Genomic DNA, 20928 nt, shown 5'->3' on the forward strand with positions numbered 1-20928 from the left:
TCCCAATGGATTTGGCGTAAGCGAGCGCTAAACAGACACCATCGACTATAAGACGAGGTGCCGGTATGGGTGAAGGCTATATGAAAATTTTTTTCACGTACGTGATCGGAGCGTTATTTTTCACCTCTTTACTCCGGCATAAAAGCGAAAGCGGCAATAATCTCAGGCATCGTGCGTGATTGCGTGGTATAAAAAGCCCTCATTACTTGAAAAATATTTTCAATCAGGCGGTGGCGGAAAAAGAGGCTGAAAGCATGGATATCGTAGGACAGTTACAGGAAGGCATGACTCGCTTTAGCGCTCAGGAATCAAGAGTCGCGGCATTTATTCTGCAGAATTTAAGTTTTACCGCCAGCGCTTCGATTGATGAACTGGCGGTGCGCGCTGGCGTGAGCGCAGCCACAATTACCCGCTTTGCCCGCTCCGTCGGCTGCGAGGATATTCGTGATTTGCGAAAGCAGCTGGCGCAGGCTTGCGAACGTCGTACCAGCTGGCTTAACGAGGAGAGCGCCGCGCTGCCCGCCGCGTGGCGCGACAAATTAAGCCTGATTAGCACACATCTTGAGCAGCAGCTGGTGAGCACGCCCGAATCAACGCTGCAAAAGCTGCGCACGCGCCTGCAAAATGCCCGCGCCGTACACTGTTTCGCCCTCGGCGCACAGGACATCGCGCTGGCGACGCTGCTTCAGCACCAGCTGCTCTCCATCGGGATCGTGATGAATCTCTGCCAGGACAGCGCCCTGATGCGGATGATCGCCAGTACCCTCAGCGACGATCATCTCCTGCTGGTGCTGGCAACCGGCGAGGCCGACGCGATTTTGCAGGGCGCGACCCTGCTGGCCCGGGTACAGGAAGCGACAATTTTCGCCCTCACCCCCGTCAACCACGCGTTGAGCAATATGGCCTCCGCGCTGCTGCCCCTGCCTGAGAATGCGCAGGCCGCGCGTTACGCCCTGCTGCTGCTGGTTGACCTGCTTAACGACGCGCTGCTCGCCTGACGTTATTCCTTTCGGGCCTGAATTTCCTGCGTTCAGGCCCCATTTTTGCTTATTTTATAAGCGGATAAATTTACATTAAGCGCAAGCGCCCATCATTCCTGCTCTCCTCTTTTTACTTTGTTCTGCATCAATAAAATTGCAAACATCTTTGATGCAAAGCACTACATATAGAACTTAAAATGCGTCCCGGCCCCACATATTGTATTAATAGTCTATTATGTCACCACACCCATCGTACTCAGGCGGTGATGGGATGTGGATAAAAAGGGCCGGGATCGGAGGGAAACGGCGGCAGCTACAGCGCCCCGGGACTTCGGTTGACCTTCCGCCTCTGTGGATAACCTGTTCTGTAAAAAATTATGGAGTGATCATGACACCGCATGTGATGAAACGCGATGGCTGTAAAGTGCCGTTCAAGTCAGAGCGCATTAATGAAGCAATTCTACGTGCAGCTAAAGCAGCGGGAGTCGATGACGCAGACTATTGCGCCACCGTCGCAGAAGTCGTTAGCCAGCAAATGCAGGGTCGCGCCCAGGTGGATATCAGCGAGATCCAGACCGCCGTTGAGAACCAGCTGATGTCCGGTCCCTACAAGCAGCTGGCGCGCGCCTACATTGAATATCGCCACGACCGCGATAGCCAACGTGAAAAGCGCGGTCGTCTGAACCAGGAAATTCGCGGCCTGGTTGAGCAGACCAACTCGGCGTTACTCAACGAGAACGCCAACAAAGACAGTAAAGTCATCCCTACCCAGCGCGATCTGCTGGCGGGCATCGTCGCCAAGCACTACGCGCGCCAGCACCTGCTGCCGCATGACGTGGTCATGGCCCACGAGCGCGGCGTGATCCACTATCACGATCTCGACTACTCCCCATTCTTCCCGATGTTCAACTGTATGCTGATCGATCTTAAAGGCATGCTGACCCAGGGTTTTAAAATGGGCAACGCCGAGATTGAGCCGCCGAAGTCGATCTCTACCGCTACCGCTGTGACGGCGCAGATTATCGCTCAGGTCGCCAGCCATATTTATGGCGGTACGACCATCAACCGCATCGACGAAGTACTGGCGCCGTTTGTTACCGAAAGCTTCAATAAGCACCGTAAAATTGCCGAAGAGTGGCACATTCCCGACGCCGAAGGCTACGCCCGTTCCCGCACCGAGAAAGAGTGCTACGACGCCTTCCAGTCGCTGGAATATGAAGTGAACACCCTGCATACCGCCAACGGTCAAACGCCGTTTGTGACCTTCGGTTTCGGCCTCGGCACCAGTTGGGAATCGCGTCTGATTCAGCAGTCCATTCTGCGCAACCGCATTGCGGGACTCGGTAAAAACCGTAAAACGGCGGTATTCCCGAAGCTGGTCTTCGCCATTCGCGACGGCCTGAACCACAAGTTTGGCGATGCGAACTACGATATTAAACAGCTGGCGCTGGAGTGCGCGAGCAAGCGCATGTATCCGGATATCCTCAACTACGATCAGGTCGTGAAGGTGACCGGCTCGTTCAAAACCCCGATGGGCTGCCGCAGCTTCCTCGGCGTGTGGGAAAACGAGGACGGCGAACAGGTGCACGATGGCCGCAACAACCTCGGCGTTATCAGCCTCAACCTGCCGCGCATCGCGCTGGAAGCCCGTGGCGACGAGACTGAGTTCTGGAAACTTCTCGACGAACGCCTGCAGCTGGCGCGTAAAGCGCTGATGACCCGCATCGCCCGTCTGGAAGGGGTGAAGGCTCGCGTGGCGCCGATTCTGTATATGGAAGGCGCCTGCGGCGTGCGTCTGAAAGCGGACGACGACGTCTCTGAGATTTTCAAAAACGGCCGCGCGTCGATTTCGCTGGGCTATATCGGCATTCATGAAACCATCAACGCGCTGTTCGGCAACAAGCATATGTACGATAGCGCAGCGCTGCGTGAGAAAGGCGTCGCCATCGTTCAGCGCCTGCGCGAAGCGGTAGACCAATGGAAAGACGAGACGGGCTACGGCTTTAGCCTGTACAGCACGCCGAGCGAAAACCTCTGCGACCGCTTCTGCCGTCTGGATACCGCTGAGTTCGGCGTGATCGAAGGCGTAACCGATAAAGGGTATTACACCAACAGCTTCCACCTTGACGTAGAGAAGAAGGTAAACCCGTACGATAAAATCGATTTTGAAGCGCCTTATCCGCCGCTGGCTAACGGGGGCTTTATTTGCTACGGCGAGTACCCGAATATTCAGCACAACCTGAGAGCGCTGGAAGACGTGTGGGATTACAGCTATCAGCACGTGCCCTATTACGGGACCAATACGCCGATCGACGAATGCTACGAGTGCGGCTTTACCGGTGAGTTCGAATGCACCAGCAAAGGCTTCACCTGCCCGAAATGCGGCAACCACGATGCCTCCCGCGTGTCGGTAACCCGCCGCGTGTGCGGCTATCTCGGGAGCCCGGACGCCCGTCCGTTCAACGCCGGCAAGCAGGAAGAAGTGAAGCGCCGGGTTAAGCACCTGGGCAACGGGCAGATCGGTTAATTCCGGGTGGTTTTGCCCCTCCCCTAATCCTCTCCCCTGCCGGGAGAGGGGACCGGCCGGCCACTCGAGCCGTTCCCGGATCGCGGCGCAAAGCGCCTTATCCGGGCTACAACCGCGTATGCGGCTCTTCGTAGCCCGGCCGAGCGCAGCAACGCCGGGAGCCGTTCCCTTTACAAATGCAAAGCCCCTCCGTTTTCGCAAAGCAATTCGCGTCAGAGCAAGGCGGCAAACGAGGGAATCCCCGGGAGCGTACATTAAGTACGTGACTGGGGTGAGCGAGCGCAGCCAACGCGGCTATGGCGTTAATTGAGAAGCGAAAAATGAATTACCATCAGTATTACCCGGTAGATATCGTTAACGGTCCGGGCACTCGCTGCACCCTGTTCGTTTCCGGCTGCGTTCACGAGTGCCCCGGCTGCTATAACAAGAGCACCTGGCGGCTAAACTCCGGCATGCCGTTCACCGCCGAGATGGCCGACCGCATTATTGCTGACCTCAACGATACTCGCGTTAAGCGCCAGGGGATCACGCTTTCCGGCGGCGACCCGCTGCATCCGCAGAACGTCCCGGAGATCCTTAAGCTGGTGCAGCGCGTTCGCGCCGAGTGCCCCGGCAAAGATATCTGGGTGTGGACCGGCTACAAGCTGGACGAACTTAACGCCGCGCAGATGCAGGTGGTGGATCTCATCAACGTGCTGGTTGATGGCAAATTTGTGCAGGACTTAAAAGACCCGGCGCTGATCTGGCGCGGCAGCAGCAACCAGGTTGTACATCACCTGAGATAGCCTCCCGCTACAGCCGTTTATGGACGTTCCGATAGACGGCTAATTTCTCTCGTTTTCCCACAGCAATAACATAAACCCTCACCACCTCATCCCGAACCTGATATACCCGTCGATATCCCGAAGCGCGCGCGGCTCGAACTCTGGCTGCGCATCTCAAAACCGGCTGACGCACTCCATGGCCACCGCTTTAAACTCAGCAAAACTGCGGGTGGCGGCAAGGCGGGTCATAGCGCGTTCGCGCAGGAAGGTGACGAAAATATCGTAGATCGCCATCGCCTCTTCATACTCGCTTTTGCTGATGGCGAGCAGGAAGATGATATGCGCGGTTTCGTCGCCCCAGGCGATACCGTGCGGGGCGATAACCGTATAGACCACGGTCTTTTTCGCCAGCAGGCCGAGGGCGTGAGGCAGCGCGATCCCGTCGCCGAGCATGGTGCTGACGATAGCCTCACGCTCCACCACCGACCCATGAAACTCCGCTCCGACAAACCCCTCCTGCTGCAGCTGCTGGCACAGCATGGCAAACAGCGCCTGCTGATCCATCGGGGTATCTATCACCTGGAAGTGGGCCTCATCAAAATACTTATTCAGCATCCAGGGACGCGTGCGGTCCACCAGCACCAGCTTGCCGATTTGGTCGAGCTGGTAGTCGGTAGGAAACGGCGCAATGGTGACCACCGGCTTCTCTTTCTCGCTGATGCGCACGGTGGAAATGACAAAATCTTCCGCGATCTCTTCCCGCTGTTCATATTCGCGTTGCGAAAGGGTGGCGGCAATTTCCAGCTGCGGATACTTACGCTGCAGGATGGCTTCAATCATCCGCACCATCGCGTTGCTGGTATCGCAGACCAGCAGCACCTGCGGCTGACGCTGATAGCCGATATTGTAATGGCGCTCCAGCCCGACGCCGATATGCAGCACCAGAAAGCCGATCTCGTTTTCGCTGATGGCGTAGGGAGTATATTTCCCCCAGCTCGATACCGCCGCCAGGGTCATGTCCCACGCCATGGGGTAATGCTGTTTGATATTTTCCAGAAGCGGGTTGGGGATCATTATCTGGTAGCGCACGCGGGTGATCATGGTCTTAATATGGGTCAGTAAATCCGCACGCAGCTGGGCATCGTCCAGCAGATTGTAGTTATATTGCTGATTGATATAGCGCAGGATGTAGTTCACCAGCGCTTCGTCGTCGTCGGCGCTGATGGTGCCCGGATCGACGTCCTGCACCTGGCGGGCGGCAAGGTGGACGCACAGCCACTCCTCTTCCGCCGGAGCAAGCAGTTTGCCCGCCAGCTGCTGCATCGTGTTTGCCAGCTCGCGTGCGGCGTCGCGTACGTTTTGCCCCACATCCTCGGCGCTAAAATCCGCCAGCGGATACCCTTCGCTCACGCGGCGCACGGCAACCGCGACGTACAGGCAGATAAAGCGCTCCCCCGCGTCCGTCAGCCGCACGTGATGGCGGGTTAACGTCTCCTGCAGCACGCCGGCCAGCAGCGTCGGTACGCTGGCGTCAAACGCCTCTTCGCCAATAAGCGGGTTCAGCGGCCCCTGCTGGCTCAGCTCCCACAGCAGATCGGTCAGGCAGGCGCGAATGGAGACCTCGCTGCCGAACAGCTTCATGCCGTGGCGCGGCCGGGTCTCGAGGGTGAGCTGATAACGCTGAAAACGCTCGCGTACGTCAACCATATCGCCCTGTAAGGTGGCGCGGCTGACGAACCACGTATCGGCCAGATCCTCCAGCTTGATAGAAAACGCGGAAGTTAAAAAGCGCACCAGCAAAAAGTGGATGCGATCCGCCGCGGTTCGCGGGATATGCTGCGCTTTCGGCGCGCTCTCTTCCAGCGTCTGATAGCGAGTCGGATCGTGAATCACCAGCTGATAGCCGCTGCCGCGGGTGAGGATAAACTGCGCGCCGTAGTGCAGCAGCAGCGCGTTCAGCGCGGTGATGTCCGCGCGTACCGTGCGAGTAGAAACCGACAGCCGCTGCGCCAGCTCCTCCTGCGGCAGCGTTTCGTTTTGCAACAGAGTAAACAGCTGCGCTAAACGTTGATGGGGAAATCGCATGTCAGTTCCTTTTTCTTACGGCTCAGGGTTGAGCGGATATCACCATCTGCGACGGGCTGCCAACCGGGGTGTAGTCCGGAGAGAACGTCAGCCTGCCATCCTTCGGCGCGACGCGAAAGCGGGTGATGTTGTCGCTACGCTGGTTCATGACGTACAGCCACTGCCCCTGACTGTCCAGCGTCAGCGTGCGCGGATAGTCGCCGCGGGTCCAGATATCGTCCTGGTGGCTCAGGCTGCCGTCAGCCAGCACCGTAAAGTGGGCGATACTGTTATGCAGTCGGTTGGCGACGTACAGCTGCTTGCCGTCGCGGCTCAGGACCAGGCCGGCGGCAAAGCTGGTGCCCTTATACTCTGCAGGCAGCGCCGAGACCGTTTTCCCCTCGCGCAGCAGGCCGCTTTGCTTATTGAGATGATAAAAAGTGAGCGTCGACGCCTCTTCGTTAATCAACCATAGTCCGTCGCCCTGCGGCGTAAACACAAAGTGGCGCGGTCCGGCGCCGGGAGATGAGGCCGCGATAAACGGCGGATCGTTCGGCGTCAGCTTCCCGGTGGCGTTATCCAGCCGGTACTGATAGATCCGGTCCAGGCCGAGATCGGTGGAGTAAACGAATTTACCGCTGGGATCGGCGGCGATCATATGGGCGTGGGGGCCGTTATGATCGCTAATGGCAAAACTGCCTTCGACGGCTGCCGCCGGGCGTTCCGCGCCCGCAGGCCCTTGATCCTGATGCACATCCACCGCCTCGCCCAGGTTACCATCTTCTTTCACCGGCAGCACGGCGATACTGCCGCTGACGTAGTTTGCCACCAGCAGATGACGTCCATCGGGGGTCAGGGAGAGATAAACCGGCCCGGCGCCGCCGGAAGCGACCTGATTCAGCTCGCTCAGTTCACCGTTGCTGCCGATGCGCCACGCCTGCACCACTCCCTTTTCCACTTCGCTGGCGCCGTACAGGGTTTTGCCATCCGCCGAGACGGTAAGCTGGGCCAGGTCAGGCAGCGTCCCGACCAGCGTTTTATCGCGCAGCGCCCCGGTCTGGCTATCGACGGTAAAGCGATACAGCCCTTCGCCATTGGGGTTGTAGGTGCCGACCCAGGCGTACTGGGTTTGCGCAGCGGCGCCGGCGGCGAGCAGAGAGAGTGAAGCAACAAGCAGGTGACGAGCGGTTGGCATGGTGACTCCTTGATGGTTCGGTGGCGGTTTCCCTTCGCCCTAACCCTCTCCCCGTTGGGGAGAGGGCCGGGTGAGGGATAATCGGCGCTATTTTACTAACTGTTTGGTGATCGAAAGCAGCTGACGCACGTCCGCCGGGCGGGTGTGACCGCTGGCTTTATCAATAATCGAACTGTAGATATGCGGGATAATTTTACTCACCCCTGCGTCCAGCGCGATCTGCAGGATCTCGCCGTAGTTTTCCAGATCGATCCCGCCGGTGGGCTCCAGCCAGAAATCATGACGGGCGCAGGCCTCGGCCACCGCAATAAACTCGTCGCGATGCTTCAGCCCGCCCATCGGGAAATATTTAATCGAACTGCCGCCCATATCTTTCAGCAGCGCAATCGCCGTTTCCAGCGGTACGATGCCGTCCGGCGCGCCGCTGCTGAGCGGGCCGGTGGAGATCTTCACCATTCCCGGCGTACCGGTTGGCGACACCAGGCCGTTAACCACGGTTTCGTTCTGCCCCAGCAGCGCGCGGCTGGTCGCCACGCCGGTAAATACCTGATTGACGTGCTGCGGCTGCACCTGACGCGAAATTTCGCTGACCATCGCCGACTGGTTCGGGTCGCCCGCGCCCAGTCCCACGGAGAGCGCGTTATCAATCCGCTGCGCGTATTCACGCATATCGGCAACCGCGCTGGCGACGTCCGGGTAATTTTTGGAGAGCACGCCCACCAGTACATGACCTTCCGCCGCCTCATAAATCTCGCTGGCGTTCTCTTTGCTCCCCGCCAGCACGTTCAGGCAGACGCGGTCACGATAAAAATTAGGGGTCAGTTTCATGCGTTTTTCTCCTTGTTCAAAACTTCTGCGATGCGACGGGAGACAATCTCCAGCTGCTGCGCGTTCACGCTGCGGACATCGGCTTCAATAATGCCTTCATTTGCTTTATAGCCACGGAAGTAGATGGCGTATTCGCCCTGCTTCAGCGCATTGACCAGATCGCCGGTATCGACGCCGGTCACCGCTTCATCAAACTTGATCTCCGCCCGCGCGATATCGCGGCCGGCGCTGTCCCAGACCACGCGCGCGGTGACGCCATCGAGCGTATTGAGCTGCTGAATAAACGGCGTCATCTTCGCCACCATCTCTTCACCGCTCTCTTTGCGCGCCGTCAGATAGTGCTCAATGGCGCAGGTCAGGCCGAGGATCCCCTCTTTGCCCACCTTCATCGCCCGGCCAATGCCGTTCGACTGACGTTTAACCCACTCAACGTATTGGGTTTTGCCAATCACCAGCCCGCTGGTCGGCCCTTCGATCGCCTTCGCGCCGCTATAAATCACCAGATCCGCGCCGGCGCGATAGTAGGCCTGGAGGTCTTCCTCCGCCGCCGCGTCGACAATCAGCGGCAGATTATGGCTCTGCGCCACCGCTGCCGCCTGCGCCACGTTGAGCATGCTTTTCTGCACGCAGTGGTGGGATTTGATATACAGAATGGCCGCGGTGCGCGGGGTAATGGCCGCCGCCAGCTGCCCGGCGGAACATTCATTGGCGTAGCCCGCTTCCACCAGCCTGCCGCCGCCCAGCGCCACCATGGTGCCCACCGGCGCGCCAAAATTGACGTTATGACCCTTAGGCAGCACGATTTCGTTGTTTTCAATCGGCGTCACGTGCAGGTTTTCCAGCAGCCAGTCGCTGTCTTTTACCAGCACCGCCGCCACCGACTGGGCGATGCCCGCCGAGGCGCAGGAGACGACGGTCGCCCCTTCCACGTCCAGCAGCTTCGCAATATACGCGCCGGTTTTATTGACCAGATCTTTCATCTCGAAGTACTGGTTCATCCCCGCCATCGCGGCATCCACCACTTCCGGCCGCGGCGTGGAGACGCCGAGAATGGTCATACGACCGGAGGTATTAATCACCTGTTTTAAATCATATTTCTCAAAAATCGAAGGCATTTTCCGCGCTCCCTTGTTCGGTCAGATAGCCCTTGCCCGCGCGAACGGCGGCAAGCGGCAGCAGAATCTTGTCGGTCTGAAGGCTCTCTTTTTCCGCATCCACCAGCACCGTTGGCGTCTGCGCGAGGGTAAACAGCGTCAGGTCGGCGTCGTAACCCACTTCCAGCCGCCCTTTGTGGCTAAGACGCAGGCCTTCAGCGGCGTTGGCGGTCACGCAGTCAATGACCTGCGGCAGCGACATGCCAATGGCGAGGAATTTCGACATCACCAGCGCCAGCGATCGCACCGGGCCGTCGATACGGTTGCGGCAGTAAATATCGGAGCTGATGGTGTGCGGCAGAATGCCCATAGCAATCGCCCGCCGCGCCACCTCGAAGCTGAAGCTGGCGGTGCCGTGGCCGATATCAAGGCGCACGCCGCGCTGTAGCGCGCGGGAAATCGAGCTTTTCAGCTCGCCGGACGGCGTCAGGATACGATTGGGTTTACCGTTGTAGCAGTGGGTAATGATGTCGCCGGAGGTCAGCAGGTCGGCGATCTCATCCAGGTCGGGCGGATTGTTGCCGATATGCACCATCAGCGGCAGGCCGCCGTTTTCCTGCTGAATCGCCTTTGCGCGCGCCAGCGGCGTAATGCCGTTTTCCCCCACCACGCTGCTGCTCATCCGCGCCTTCAGGCCGACGATAAAGTTCGGGTAGCGATTGACCACCTGCTTCACCGCCTCTGCGTCGATATTCGCCATATTGGCCAGTTCATTCTGGGCAATCAGCCCGACGCGGGAGATGTTAAGCAGGGCGTAAACTTCGGTCGCGGCTTTGCGGGTCAGCTGGTAGAAATCATCCACGTCGTCCGCGCCGGTGCTGCCCGCGTCAATCACGGTGGTCACGCCGGTAGCAACCCCCACGCTGTCCGGCTCATCATGGTAAATCGGCGAGTTCGGATAGCAGTGAACGTGAGAGTCAATCCAGCCTGCGCTGACGTAATAGCGACCGTCCAGCTCAAGGGTTTTGCGCGCAGGCGCGCTAATCTCGCCAAGCGCCGCGATTTTACCGTCCCGGATGGCGATATCGGTCAGGGTATCGTCGACGAGGCGCGCACGGCGCAGGAGTAAATCAAACATGTCTCTCTCTCCTGTTAACGCGGGCGCCGAGGCGCCCGCAGGACTTAACTAATCGCCACCGGGAAGATTGACCCAAGAAGCATGGCGCCAAGGATCGCGCCGCCGGTGATAGGCTTCTGCCAGATGTAGAACAGCAGCGCGCCCGCCAGGGAACCGATGCCGATAGGAATAGAAGCGGTCATGGCGCTGAGGATAATCAACGGTCCGAGGAAACGGCCTGAGGCGTTACCGGCCCCCATCATGACGTCCGCACCGTAGGTGGAATCGCTCTGGTTGATGGTGAATTTACGCGCCAGGATGATGATGTAGCCAATCGCGAGGCCCAGCACCAGGCCGGTGACCAGCGAGGCGGCAAAGTTGGCGACCGGGAAAACAAAGCCCGCGCCGAGCAGCAGCGCCGGAACGCCTAAGCCGACGCCGGTCTGAATCGCCCCGCCGATATCCAGAATCCCCACCAGCGAGCCTTCGATAATACGCGCGAACAGGAAGCTGGCGCCGAACGCCGCTACCGCGCCGTAGGCTCCGGTATCAATTCCCGCTTTCAGCATCGCCACGAAGGCGACTTCGTTAAACGCGCCGATGCCGTAGAGGTAGTACATATGCGTCCCGGCAAAGACGCCGGCGGAGAGCAGGCCAACAAAGATCGGGAACGACCAGTCGGCATACCAAAAACCTTTATTTTGTTCCATGAGAGGCTCCTGTTATTTACCGCTGAGCGAGTTGTGGATCAGTTCCAGCCAGTTCGGCACGGTCAGATGGAAGGATTCAATCATCTTCATGTCGAAACCGCGGAAGAAGCCGCTCAGAACGAACAGCGCGACGATCGCCACCATCATCACCTTGGTGACGCGGTGCCAGCCGCTCTCTTCAACGCCTTTCCCGATCAGGATGCCCAGCACCAGGCCCGGAACGGCGTTGCCCATAATCAGCTGCGCCGCGCCGCCGAAAATCGTCGCCCAGAAGCCCGATTTTTTACCGGCATCAATCGCCGCCAGCCAGAAGATGACCGGCATCACCGTATTCACCAGCAGGTTTGCCGCCGGAACCAGCACTTTTACCGCCGTCACCTGCAGCGCTTCCGGTACAGAAGAGGCGGTGAGGTTGAGGAAAGCGACCACGATCATGCCGATAATGCCGCAGGCGATGGCCATCTTTTTCGGATCGTGCAGCGTCTCGCCGACGTTGCGGTTTTTAATCATCAGCGCTGCCGCCCCCCAGTTGGGGATAATGCGGTGGTCAACGTCCTGAGTGAAGGAGCCTGCCGCGACGGAAGAGGCCCAGGCGTTGAAGAAGAAGCCCAGGCCAAATGAGAAGTGGGAAGCCGGATCGCCTTCACATGAATTCAGCTCGCCCAAGGTACGAAACGCCCCCATCCCCTGCGTGGTGGGCGCATGAAACATGCGTGCCGCTCCGGCGCCTACGCCGACGCCAACCAGGCCGCCGATGATGAGCGATTTTATTAAAATTATCAGGAACATAGTCTGACCCTTTGGTGAAAATCAGGTTTGCGTGACGAAATCCACTTTATCGAGATTAATGGCGGTCACGGTGACGGTGACCTTCAGCTCCACGCTGTAGGTTCGTCGCTCACGGCGCAAAAAGAAGAATAAAAAGGCCTCTTTCCGTACCGCTTCACGCGCATGAACAACCTCCACGTCCTGTGGTTCAATACGCAGTAAGATGTGCGGCGACGTTTTCATCACCGCCGCCTGGACATGGTTCAGGGCATCGGCAAAAGCGCGCGTTTTGCTCTCGCCTTTGCCGGTTACGCTCACCGTGGTGGTGAATTGCTCTTTCATGCTCACGCGCCGTACTTCTTCTTCCAGGCCTCAACCAGGCGTTCACCCAGCTCTTCTTTATCCATAAAGCCGAAGCCCAGTACGTTGTAGCCTTCGTTGATCGCGGTGACGCCTTCATCAACGGAACGCATGCCATATTTCGCCTTGTAGCCGTGCTTATTCTGCGCGGTGATAGCCCCTGCGCCGCCGCTGCCGCAGAAAGAGATACCGAAGGTGGCGTTTTCCGCCTTCATCATGTCGCCCAGCTTCATATCCGCGGCAACGCCCGGCACGACCACGGCGCGAGCGCCGGCTTTTTCCGCACCTGCGGCAACTTTTTGTCCTTTACCCAGGCGATCGCCAATAACAACGGTGATTTGTTCCATTTGTGTGCTCCTTACAGGTTATCTTTCGCGACTTCGAAGTGGACGGACAGCAGCCAGGCTTCTTCATCTGGCAGATTGCCGAACTGCGCGACCACTTCGCGGGCCAGCATCATTGAATCTTCTGAGATCTCTTCGAACAGGCTGGCATCCACTTCCGGCAGCGGCTCGCCGCTGATTGACCGATGGGCCATCGCCCGAACGTGGGAAGTCAGCATTTGCTCCTGAACGTCGTTGGGGACGATGTTGCGGCGGCTTAATAGTGCGAAAACCTGCTGCAGCATCTTGTCGGCCAGCTGTTCGGTTAGCGTGGCCTGCTCCTCTGGGACGTGTGTTACCGCTCCGTTATTCACTTGAATTACCCCGTTGATGTCTCTGGGGATAACACTAATGCCGGGGGCAAAGAGTTTGTAGCGAGTTGTTTTCCACTTCGAAGTGGAAAGGAAGAAGGCAGGCGTGATCTATTTCACATAGTTATTGTGGATGTATTCGCCCCAACCAATTCTCGTGATGAACATCACAAGATCATCGGTGTCATGGTGGCGAAAACCGGCATGCAGGAAAAGCGAAAAATGTGACGGTGATGGAGTTTTGAATTAACAGAATGTGGGAGGCATCGGCTGACGCCTCCCCACAAAGAGAAATTAACGGTACTTCTTATGGTATGTATTGCGGGTGGTTTTAAACTCTTCCGCTGCGGCCTGGGCTTCTTTGACTTTGCCTTCATCAGCCAGCTTCAGCGCGCCGTCAATCTGGCCGATCAGCACATCGAAACCGTGACGATAGTCTTTCATTTCCGCGCTGTCCGCCGCTTTACCTTCCAGCTTCGGCGGCGTCTCTTTCTGAGCGTCAGCCGCCGCTGTGCGCATCTTATTCAGCGCCGCTTTCAGCTCGCCGGCATCTGAAGTTTTCTGCACCACTTGCAGGTTCTCAGCAAGGGTATCCATGTCTTCGCCCAGATCGGCGAAAGCCGATGCCGAACCAAGCGCAAAAGCCGATACGGCCAGCATCGCTAACAGTTTTTTACGCATTGCTCACTTCCTTTTTTATTATTAAGCACACAAGTGTTATTGCCCGGCGATCTTCATCTCCGGCAGCAGTACGGAACCGCACTGAATGTTGCTGCGCGTTTCGATATCGTCGCCGATGGTCACGATATTACGCCACATATCTTTCAGATTTCCTGCAATGGTTATCTCACTGACCGGATACTGAATTTCGCCGTTTTCTACCCAGAAGCCGGATGCGCCGCGTGAGTAGTCGCCGGTGACGCCGCTTACACCCTGCCCCATCAGTTCCGTGACGACAAGACCGGTCCCCATCTCTTTAAGCAACTTTGCAAAACTCAGGCCGCGGCCGTTAATACGCCAGTTATGAATACCGCCCGCGTGGCCAGTGCTCTTCAATCCCAGCTTGCGCGCCGAGTAGTTGGTCAACAGCCACTGGGTCAGTACGCCGTCTTTAATGATATCCCGGCGTTCCGTACGGACGCCTTCACTATCAAACGGCGTCGAAGCCAGACCTTTCAGCAGGTGCGGATGCTCTTCAATGGTCAGCCAGTCCGGCAGGATCTGGCTACCCAGCGCATCAAGCAGGAAGGTGGATTTACGGTAAACCGAACCGCCGGCGATCGCCCCGACCAGATGGCCAAACAGACCGGTAGCGACTTCGTTGGCAAAAATCACCGGCGCTTTCATCGTCGATAGCTTACGCGGGGCCAGGCGCGACAGGGTGCGGCGGGCGCACTCTTCGCCAACCCACTCCGGCGATTGCAGGTCGTCTATCGCCCGTCCGATGGTGTAAGCGTAATCGCGCTCCATATCGCCATTCTCTTCGGCAATCACGCAGCTGGAGAGCGAGTGGCGGGTAGAGCAGTAGCTCTGCAGCATGCCGTGGCTGTTGCCGAACACTTTAATGCCGTAGTGGCTGTTAAAGCTGCCGCCTTCGGTATTGCTGATGCGTTTATCGGCTTTTAGCGCCGCCTGTTCAGCGCGGGAGGCCAGCTCAATGGCTTCATCCGGGGAAACTTCCGCCGGATGGAACAGGTCAAGATCCGGGGCTTCAAAAGCCAGCAGTTCTTTATCCGCCACGCCCGCGCACGGGTCCGGCGAGGTATAGCGGGCGATATCCAGCGCCGCCTGCACCGTGCGGGCAATAGCCTGCGGGCTGAGATCGGTCGAAGACGCGCTGCCTTTGCGATTCTGGTGATAAACGGTGATGCCGAGAGCACCATCGCTGTTGAATTCTACGTTCTCCACTTCGCCGTAGCGGGTGCTCACGCCGATACCGGTAGTTTTACTGACGGAGACTTCCGCGCCGTCGGATTTGCCTGCCGCCAGTTCCAGCGCCGTGGTCACGGCCTCTTCCAGCGTCTTACGCTGTTGTGCAACTTGAGAGATGACTTTCATCGCTAATGCCATAATGTAAGAAGGAGTTAACTGAAGTCTAACAGAGAACCGTTTTTCAGTGCGCGCCTTAACTGGTAACATTAGTCTCTTTTTTAAGGAGCCTGAGATGACAAAGCAGCCCGAAGACTGGCTCGACGACGTCCCTGGTGATGACGTCGAAGATGAAGACGATGAAATTATCTGGGTCAGTAAAAGTGAAATTAAGCGTGACGCCGAAGAACTGAAGCGTCTTGGCGCGGAAATGGTCGAGCTGGGTAAAAACGCGCTCGATAAAATCCCGCTGGATACCGACCTGCGCGACGCGATTGAACTCGCCCAGCGTATCAAGAAAGAAGGCCGCCGCCGCCAGATGCAGCTGATTGGTAAAATGCTGCGCAGCCGCGACGTCGAGCCGATTCGTCAGGCGCTGGACAAGCTGAAGAACCGCCACAACCAGCAGGTTGCGCTGTTCCATAAGCTTGAGCAGATCCGCGATCGTCTGATTGATAATGGTGATGATGCCGTGGCTGAAGTGCTGAACCTGTGGCCAGATGCCGATCGTCAGCAGCTGCGTTCGCTGATCCGCAACGCCAAAAAAGAGAAAGAAGGCAACAAGCCGCCGAAGTCCGCGCGTCTTATCTTCCAGTACCTGCGCGAACTGGCCGAAAGCGAAGGCTAATTCTGTATGACTCCCCCGGATTACGGCTGTTGCCCGATCCGGGCGACCCACTCCCTCGAGCGCAATGCCATGGACAATGGTCAATTCGAATTTTCCCTGCATTTAAATCGGTTTTAATTTTTCATTTTCATTCGATTTCGCGCTTATATTTAACTTTTATTTCACAAGAAAGCCGTTCCATTGCAATCCGGCTGGCAATCTCCCCTCGCCATCAACGCCAATGCCATCAACACAACCTGTTAACTTTATTAAATAAAACAATATAACCCTGCCTTTAGGGCGCTGACTTCATCAGCAGTTTGCTTATCTTTGATCCACCTCTCAAAACGGTTTTGTTATTTCATACATTATAATAATGAAAAATAAATTTCATTAAAGTACAAGAACCGAAACGGTGCGTGCGCGTATTTTTGGCCAGTGAGTTCTGTTCATTAAAACCTGGCGTCTGCAGGCTTTCCTCAGCAGAAAGTCGACAAAATCATCCGCACCGCCGCAGGTGAATCGCCCAGCGGAGGCCATCGTCCGGCAAGAAGCAGGAATTCACTTTTCACGAAAGGGGCTAACCCGGCGGTCGGTTATTTGCCGCCGACCGGAGCCAGATTTTAGAGAGTCGACAGCTATCATCATGGAGAAAAATATGACTACTGTACCAAGGCTGAAATATTTCGTTGATGGTCAATGGCGCGTATCGCAGACCGAACGCTATATGGACGTCTATAACCCAAGTACCGGGGAAGTCATGGCTCAGGCCCCCTGCTGCACCGAGCAAGAAGTGCTGGATGCCGTTGCCGCGGCGCGCAAAGCCTTTCCGGCGTGGTCAGATACGCCGGCCATTAAACGCTCGCAAATTATGTTCCGCGTTCGCGAATTATTAATCCAGCATCAGGACCGCTTAACCGAGCTGGTGGCAAAAGAAAACGGTAAAGCCTGGGGCGACGCCCAGGGCGATGTATTAAAAGCGAAAGAAGGTACCGAGCTTGCCTGCTCGATTCCCACTCTCATGGCCGGTGAAAACCTGATGGACGCCTCTGCCGGGATCGACACCAACCTTTATCGTGAGCCAATTGGCGTGTTCGCCGGTATTGTGCCGTTTAACTTCCCGGCAATGATCCCGATGGGATGGATGGCGCCATTATGCGTCGCCTCCGGTAATACCATGGTGATTAAAGCGGCCAGTATGACGCCGATGACCTGTATGGAAATCACCAAACTCTATCAGGAAGCAGGAGTGCCGGATGGGGTGATTAACGTAGTGACCTGCTCACGCAATGAAGCCGATATCTTGCTGACCCACCCGGACGTCAACGGCGTCTCCTTCGTCGGCTCAACCTCCGTGGGTCTGCACGTTTACTCCAAAGCCGCCGCTCACGGCAAGCGCGTTCAGGCGCTGTGCGAAGCGAAAAACCATGCCCTGGTGCTGGCCGATGCGCCAATTAACCGTACCGCAGCGGGGATTATCAACGCCGCGTTTGGCTGCGCGGGCGAACGCTGCATGGCGCTGCCGGTTGTCGTGGTGCAGGAAGAGATCGCTGATAAGCTGATTGCCGCCGTCGCCGAGAAAGCCAAACAGCTGAAAATCGGCCCCGGCTATCTGCGCGATACCGATATGGGTCCGGTGATTTCTAAAGATCATAAGCAATCGGTCATCAACTGGATTAATAAAGGCATTGAGGAGGGGGCAAAGCTGGTGCTCGACGGTCGCGCTATTCAGGTGCCGGGCCAGGAAAATGGCTTCTACGTCGGGCCAACCATCCTGGATCGCGTAACCGAAGAGATGAGCGTCGGCACGCAGGAAATTTTCGGGCCGGTGCTGTGCTTTAAGCGGGTCAAAACCTTCGAGGAAGGTCTGCAACTTATGAACAATAACCCGTTTGCCAACGGCTCGGTTATTTTCACCCAAAGCGGCTACTACGCCCGCGAATTCCAGAAACGCACCCACGGCGGCATGGTCGGTATCAACGTCGGTATACCTGTGCCGGTCGGCGTATTCCCGTTCTCAGGCCATAAGCAGTCCTTCTTCGGCGACCTGCACTGCCTGGGCAAAGACGGCGTCCGTTTCTACACCGAATCAAAATGCGTGACCTCGCGCTGGTTTGATGAAGAGGAAGCGAAACGCGAAAAAGTCGACTCCTGGGACGGTACGATTTAAACGCCGCTAATACCCCAAATAATTCAAGTTGCAGTCAACGCACCAGCCGCTCGAAGTATGACGGTCAACTCCCTCCAGATATTGCTTCAGCAATATCTGGAGCATTAATTCGATTTTTTTACTCTGCACGTGTCGCTGAATCGTAAATGACGAATGCACACTAAAAAAATCCTTAATATTAAATGGAGTTTCCTATGACCCAGGCCTTCTCAATTCCTCGCAGTATTATTTATGGCGAAAATGCTTTAGAACATCTTTCCACCCTGAGCGGCAAAAAAGCCGCGTTAGTCACTGGCGGAAGTTCCATGAAGCGTTTTGGCTTTCTGGATAAAGCCGTCAGCGAACTCAATAAAGCAGGTATGGAGTGCATTATTATCGATAATGTCGAACCCAATCCGTCCATTAAAACCGTCTGGCGCGGCGCAAAAGCGATGCAGGCTTTTGAACCGGACTGGATAGTGGCGATTGGCGGCGGCTCCGCGCTTGATGCCGCAAAAGTAATGTGGTGTTTCTACGAGCATCCGCAGCTGAAGTTCGAGGATATTCTCCCGGTCGGTTCCATGCCGGCGCTACGCAATAAAGCCCGATTTGTGGCGATCCCTTCCACCAGCGGCAGCGCCTCTGAGATCACCGCATTTTCGGTGATCACCGACACGGCAAATCATATCAAATACCCGATTGTTGCCGCCGATCTGGTACCGGATATCGCCATTCTCGACCCCACCATTCCGGCAAAAATGCCGCCGCACGTTACCGTTCATACCGGAATGGACGTTCTGACCCACGCCATTGAAGCCTATGTGTCCACCGCGGCCAACTCGTTTACTGACCCCTATGCGGTAGAAGCGATTCGGCTGGTGTTTACGTATCTGGAAATCGCCTGGCGCTCACCTGATGATTTAAACGCCCGCATGCATATGCACAATGCTTCTGCGCTGGCGGGAATCGCCTTCACCAACGCCTCGCTGGGGTTAGTTCATTCAATGGCGCACAAGATTGGCGGCGAGTTTGGTATTACCCACGGTCTGGCAAACGCGATTATGCTGCCTTATATCATTCAATATAATGCGAAGTTCACCAAAAAATATCGTCAGCTGGAAGCGGCGTTAGGCATCAAAAACCTGATTGAAGCGATCAACGCGCTGAATCAACGTCTGGGCGTGCCGAAAACGCTAAGCCAGTGCGGCGAAGTTGAAATCAATGAAATCACCTTTGTGAACGTCCTCGACAGAATGAGTCACCATGCCGTTGACGATCCCTGCACATTAACGAATCCTAACTATCCGTCCGTTCAGGATGTCAAAGGGCTCTATACCAAAGCGTTCTACGGCGCTTGATAACCTCCCCGCTGCGTTTTTTTACACGGTAAAACCGCTTCAACCAGGGCCGCCTGGGCCACCAAAGCCCGGCGGCCCTGTCGTTTCTAAAGGCTTCATCATAGCCGTAGCCAGTAATAGCTGAATCGTTAAAGCTAAAATCATCTTGATTCACATTTTTTTAGCAACAACTTTTATAATTACTTAAAAAAAGCGATTTAAATCTCATTTAAAAATATAAAAACGGCCATTTTCTCACCAGGTGAGACACTTCACATTTTCATAATCCACTTACAACTAAATTCCCTGCATCAGCAACACAATCGATTCAGCAAAAGGGTTAAAAAATGAAAAAAACATTAGCTTTAACAGCAATTGCCATGCTTGTTTCTGGGCCTGTAGTCGCGAAAACATGGGTGCTGACAAGCGCTGAAAGCGGTATGGATAAAGGAAACTGGCAGATAACCAGCGACCAGCTGAAGATAAAAGATCATAACTTCAGCATTGAGCAAAAAGTCCTTCACGGCGGGAAACAGGAAGGCAGCAAAATCCTCGTGATCCACAGCAAAGACGGCCTGACGATTACCCTGAGCCCGACTCGCGGCATGAATCTACTGAAAATCGAAGGTTTTGGTTCACGGATGGGCTGGGACTCACCGGTAAAAGAGGTGGTCAACCCGGCCTTTATTAACCTCGAAAGCCGCAACGGGCTGGGCTGGCTGGAAGGCTTCAATGAAATGATGGTGCGCTGCGGCTATGAATGGACCGGCCACCCGGTAACCGCAGACGGGCAGATTTATACCCTGCACGGTAAAGTCGGCAACACGCCGGCTTCACAGGTGGAAGTGGAAGTCGCGGACACCGCGCCGTATGAAATTCGCGTTCGCGGGCTGGTGAAGGAGAGCACGTTTAAGAAAGCGGATCTGCAGACCATGACCGAGCTGCGCTATGTACCCGGCAGCAACAGCTTCAGCCTGCACGATGTCTTAACCAACCATGCTGACTATCCGCATGACTATCAGATTATCTATCACAGCAACTTTGGCAAGCCGATCCTCGAAGAGGGGGCCCGCTTTATGGCGCCGATCGCCAGCATCAGCCCGTTCAATGACTACGCCAAAGCCGGCTTAAAAACCTGGCAAACCTACGCCGGTCCAACCAAAGATTTCGATGAAATGGTGTTTAACATGCAGCCGCTGGCGGACGAAAATCATCAAACGCTGGCCGCCGTGGTCAACAAAGCCGGCGACAAAGGGGCATCGATTCAGTTTGATACCCGCCAGCTGCCGGTGCTGACGCTGTGGAAAAACACCGATACCGAGAAACAGGGTTACGTGACCGGTATTGAGCCGGGTACCAGCTACGCCTATCCGGTAACCATCGAGCGCGAGCAAAAACGCGTTAAGCAGCTTCAGCCCGGGGCAAGCACCCAGTTTGATCTGACCTATACGCTGCTGCACAGCAGCGAGCAGGTTGCCGACGTGGAGAAGAAAATCGCGGCCATTCAGGGCGATACCAAAGTGGCGGAAAACGAAACGCCTATCGCGAAGGAGTAGCGTAAGCTTTGAGCCCATCCCGGGTTGCGGCGTAACGCCTGACCCGGGCTACCGGCCCGCAGACGGCGCTGAACCCGTAGCCCGGCTAAG

General features: G+C 56.4%; 19 protein-coding genes and 1 pseudogene. 7 read left to right on the plus strand and 13 right to left on the minus strand.

Translation table 11 applies throughout. The features are described 5' to 3' along the window. Window positions 1-254: 254 nt before the first annotated feature. From ABLU67_RS20000 to nrdG, 3 genes are all read left to right on the plus strand, one after another. The gene (locus ABLU67_RS20000; RefSeq protein ID WP_128696639.1) at window positions 255-998 is read left to right on the plus strand and encodes a MurR/RpiR family transcriptional regulator; all 744 of its coding nucleotides are present in this window, start codon (window positions 255-257) and stop codon (window positions 996-998) included. A 370-nt stretch (window positions 999-1368) separates the two neighbouring features. Next, on the plus strand, window positions 1369-3507 hold the full coding sequence (nrdD, locus tag ABLU67_RS20005) for an anaerobic ribonucleoside-triphosphate reductase (RefSeq protein ID WP_032747666.1): 2139 nt from the start codon (window positions 1369-1371) through the stop codon (window positions 3505-3507). A gap of 320 nt (window positions 3508-3827) precedes the next feature. Continuing rightward, window positions 3828-4292, plus strand: coding sequence for an anaerobic ribonucleoside-triphosphate reductase-activating protein (gene nrdG / locus ABLU67_RS20010; RefSeq protein ID WP_014227659.1), 465 nt, complete (start codon window positions 3828-3830; stop codon window positions 4290-4292). Between the two features lie 7 nt (window positions 4293-4299). Here nrdG and ABLU67_RS20015 read toward each other — a convergent pair. From ABLU67_RS20015 to pmbA, 13 genes and pseudogenes are all read right to left on the minus strand, one after another. Continuing rightward, window positions 4300-4434, minus strand: a pseudogene (locus ABLU67_RS20015) (hypothetical protein); the annotation flags it as partial. An 11-nt stretch (window positions 4435-4445) separates the two neighbouring features. Beyond that, window positions 4446-6356 carry a PRD domain-containing protein gene (locus ABLU67_RS20020; protein ID WP_064358217.1) on the minus strand — a complete coding sequence of 637 codons (1911 nt, stop codon included), beginning with the start codon at window positions 6354-6356 and terminating at the stop codon, window positions 4446-4448. Between the two features lie 22 nt (window positions 6357-6378). Then, complete coding sequence (locus ABLU67_RS20025; protein WP_048261976.1) at window positions 6379-7530, minus strand: lactonase family protein; 1152 nt, start codon at window positions 7528-7530, stop codon at window positions 6379-6381. Window positions 7531-7617: 87 nt separating this feature from the next. Next, window positions 7618-8358, minus strand: a complete 741-nt coding sequence (locus ABLU67_RS20030; RefSeq protein WP_014227653.1) for a KDGP aldolase family protein — start codon at window positions 8356-8358, stop codon at window positions 7618-7620. Then, window positions 8355-9473 carry a DgaE family pyridoxal phosphate-dependent ammonia lyase gene (locus tag ABLU67_RS20035; protein ID WP_014227652.1) on the minus strand — a complete coding sequence of 373 codons (1119 nt, stop codon included), beginning with the start codon at window positions 9471-9473 and terminating at the stop codon, window positions 8355-8357. Before ABLU67_RS20035 ends, ABLU67_RS20030 begins: the two co-directional genes overlap by 4 nt. Next, window positions 9457-10590, minus strand: coding sequence for an amidohydrolase/deacetylase family metallohydrolase (locus ABLU67_RS20040; RefSeq protein ID WP_064375407.1), 1134 nt, complete (start codon window positions 10588-10590; stop codon window positions 9457-9459). Before ABLU67_RS20040 ends, ABLU67_RS20035 begins: the two co-directional genes overlap by 17 nt. Window positions 10591-10634: 44 nt before the next feature. Continuing rightward, window positions 10635-11279: a DUF4310 family protein gene (locus ABLU67_RS20045; protein ID WP_004098076.1), complete on the minus strand. Its 645-nt coding sequence runs from the start codon at window positions 11277-11279 to the stop codon at window positions 10635-10637. A gap of 12 nt (window positions 11280-11291) precedes the next feature. After that, window positions 11292-12068, minus strand: a complete 777-nt coding sequence (locus ABLU67_RS20050; protein ID WP_004098075.1) for a DUF4311 domain-containing protein — start codon at window positions 12066-12068, stop codon at window positions 11292-11294. Window positions 12069-12089: 21 nt separating this feature from the next. Then, window positions 12090-12389 (minus strand): DUF4312 family protein, encoded by a 300-nt coding sequence (locus ABLU67_RS20055; RefSeq protein ID WP_004098073.1) that lies wholly within the window; start codon window positions 12387-12389, stop codon window positions 12090-12092. 2 nt (window positions 12390-12391) lie between these two features. Beyond that, complete coding sequence (locus tag ABLU67_RS20060) at window positions 12392-12754, minus strand: SFCGS family glycine-rich protein (protein WP_004098072.1); 363 nt, start codon at window positions 12752-12754, stop codon at window positions 12392-12394. Window positions 12755-12765: 11 nt separating this feature from the next. Beyond that, entirely contained in the window at window positions 12766-13104 is a 339-nt protein-coding gene (locus tag ABLU67_RS20065; protein ID WP_004098070.1) for a PRD domain-containing protein, read from the minus strand. Window positions 13105-13395: 291 nt separating this feature from the next. Next, window positions 13396-13782: a cytochrome b562 gene (cybC, locus tag ABLU67_RS20070; protein WP_032695164.1), complete on the minus strand. Its 387-nt coding sequence runs from the start codon at window positions 13780-13782 to the stop codon at window positions 13396-13398. A 36-nt stretch (window positions 13783-13818) separates the two neighbouring features. Further along, window positions 13819-15171: a metalloprotease PmbA gene (pmbA, locus tag ABLU67_RS20075; RefSeq protein WP_004098067.1), complete on the minus strand. Its 1353-nt coding sequence runs from the start codon at window positions 15169-15171 to the stop codon at window positions 13819-13821. 94 nt (window positions 15172-15265) lie between these two features. Here pmbA and yjgA point away from each other — a divergent pair, with 94 nt between their 5' ends. From yjgA to ABLU67_RS20095, 4 genes are all read left to right on the plus strand, one after another. After that, window positions 15266-15817, plus strand: a complete 552-nt coding sequence (gene yjgA / locus ABLU67_RS20080) for a ribosome biogenesis factor YjgA (protein WP_004098062.1) — start codon at window positions 15266-15268, stop codon at window positions 15815-15817. Between the two features lie 637 nt (window positions 15818-16454). After that, on the plus strand, window positions 16455-17966 hold the full coding sequence (locus ABLU67_RS20085; protein WP_049079517.1) for a CoA-acylating methylmalonate-semialdehyde dehydrogenase: 1512 nt from the start codon (window positions 16455-16457) through the stop codon (window positions 17964-17966). Window positions 17967-18160: 194 nt separating this feature from the next. Next, a complete protein-coding gene (locus ABLU67_RS20090; RefSeq protein WP_014837210.1) occupies window positions 18161-19303 on the plus strand; it encodes an iron-containing alcohol dehydrogenase in 1143 nt (380 codons plus the stop codon). A 326-nt stretch (window positions 19304-19629) separates the two neighbouring features. After that, the gene (locus tag ABLU67_RS20095; RefSeq protein WP_025107443.1) at window positions 19630-20838 is read left to right on the plus strand and encodes an aldose 1-epimerase family protein; all 1209 of its coding nucleotides are present in this window, start codon (window positions 19630-19632) and stop codon (window positions 20836-20838) included. Window positions 20839-20928 lie beyond the last annotated feature (90 nt).

This window comes from Klebsiella sp. GN_Kp190, assembly GCF_040061795.1.
GTDB lineage: Bacteria > Pseudomonadota > Gammaproteobacteria > Enterobacterales > Enterobacteriaceae > Klebsiella > Klebsiella michiganensis.

Excerpts from the sequence above, each read along its gene's own strand:
- ABLU67_RS20025 (WP_048261976.1), bottom strand. The coding sequence starts at position 7,530 with ATGCCAACCGCTCGTCACCTGCTTGTTGCTTCACTCTCTCTGCTCGCC.
- cybC (WP_032695164.1), bottom strand. The coding sequence starts at position 13,782 with ATGCGTAAAAAACTGTTAGCGATGCTGGCCGTATCGGCTTTTGCGCTT.
- ABLU67_RS20085 (WP_049079517.1), top strand. The coding sequence starts at position 16,455 with ATGACTACTGTACCAAGGCTGAAATATTTCGTTGATGGTCAATGGCGC.
- ABLU67_RS20000 (WP_128696639.1), top strand. The coding sequence starts at position 255 with ATGGATATCGTAGGACAGTTACAGGAAGGCATGACTCGCTTTAGCGCT.
- ABLU67_RS20045 (WP_004098076.1), bottom strand. The coding sequence starts at position 11,279 with ATGGAACAAAATAAAGGTTTTTGGTATGCCGACTGGTCGTTCCCGATC.
- ABLU67_RS20030 (WP_014227653.1), bottom strand. The coding sequence starts at position 8,358 with ATGAAACTGACCCCTAATTTTTATCGTGACCGCGTCTGCCTGAACGTG.
- nrdG (WP_014227659.1), top strand. The coding sequence starts at position 3,828 with ATGAATTACCATCAGTATTACCCGGTAGATATCGTTAACGGTCCGGGC.
- ABLU67_RS20035 (WP_014227652.1), bottom strand. The coding sequence starts at position 9,473 with ATGCCTTCGATTTTTGAGAAATATGATTTAAAACAGGTGATTAATACC.
- ABLU67_RS20040 (WP_064375407.1), bottom strand. The coding sequence starts at position 10,590 with ATGTTTGATTTACTCCTGCGCCGTGCGCGCCTCGTCGACGATACCCTG.
- ABLU67_RS20090 (WP_014837210.1), top strand. The coding sequence starts at position 18,161 with ATGACCCAGGCCTTCTCAATTCCTCGCAGTATTATTTATGGCGAAAAT.
- pmbA (WP_004098067.1), bottom strand. The coding sequence starts at position 15,171 with ATGGCATTAGCGATGAAAGTCATCTCTCAAGTTGCACAACAGCGTAAG.
- yjgA (WP_004098062.1), top strand. The coding sequence starts at position 15,266 with ATGACAAAGCAGCCCGAAGACTGGCTCGACGACGTCCCTGGTGATGAC.
- ABLU67_RS20020 (WP_064358217.1), bottom strand. The coding sequence starts at position 6,356 with ATGCGATTTCCCCATCAACGTTTAGCGCAGCTGTTTACTCTGTTGCAA.
- ABLU67_RS20055 (WP_004098073.1), bottom strand. The coding sequence starts at position 12,389 with ATGAAAGAGCAATTCACCACCACGGTGAGCGTAACCGGCAAAGGCGAG.
- ABLU67_RS20095 (WP_025107443.1), top strand. The coding sequence starts at position 19,630 with ATGAAAAAAACATTAGCTTTAACAGCAATTGCCATGCTTGTTTCTGGG.
- ABLU67_RS20060 (WP_004098072.1), bottom strand. The coding sequence starts at position 12,754 with ATGGAACAAATCACCGTTGTTATTGGCGATCGCCTGGGTAAAGGACAA.
- nrdD (WP_032747666.1), top strand. The coding sequence starts at position 1,369 with ATGACACCGCATGTGATGAAACGCGATGGCTGTAAAGTGCCGTTCAAG.
- ABLU67_RS20050 (WP_004098075.1), bottom strand. The coding sequence starts at position 12,068 with ATGTTCCTGATAATTTTAATAAAATCGCTCATCATCGGCGGCCTGGTT.